Origin of the sequence: Streptomyces sp. P17, assembly GCF_032436805.1 — a bacterium.
Lineage (GTDB): Bacteria > Actinomycetota > Actinomycetes > Streptomycetales > Streptomycetaceae > Streptomyces.
Genome location: NZ_JAVRBF010001488.1, coordinates 1 through 236, shown reverse-complemented (window position 1 = coordinate 236; position 236 = coordinate 1). Strand labels below are relative to the sequence as shown.

General features: G+C 48.7%; 1 protein-coding gene. It reads right to left on the bottom strand.

The genetic code is table 11. The features are described 5' to 3' along the window. A partial coding sequence (locus RMT89_RS45440; protein ID WP_315889602.1) for a hypothetical protein occupies positions 1-236 on the bottom strand: 236 nt, incomplete at both ends.

Genomic DNA, 236 nt, shown 5'->3' with positions numbered 1-236 from the left:
GATTGAGAAGGCCGTGCCTCTCAATCGTCTTCAACTGCGGGTAGCTATCCGGCTTTGCCAGTGCATCTTTCTTCGACCAGTCGGTGAAGATGTAGTTGATGTAGACGAAATCGTCATCGATCTTTTCAGGGAAAAGCCAGCGATAGATGGAACCCTGTCGGCTATGGTCTTCATCTCTGGAACCAAAGATGTAAGCCCAGACAGACGTTGACTTGATGTCAAACAAACGCTTGTCG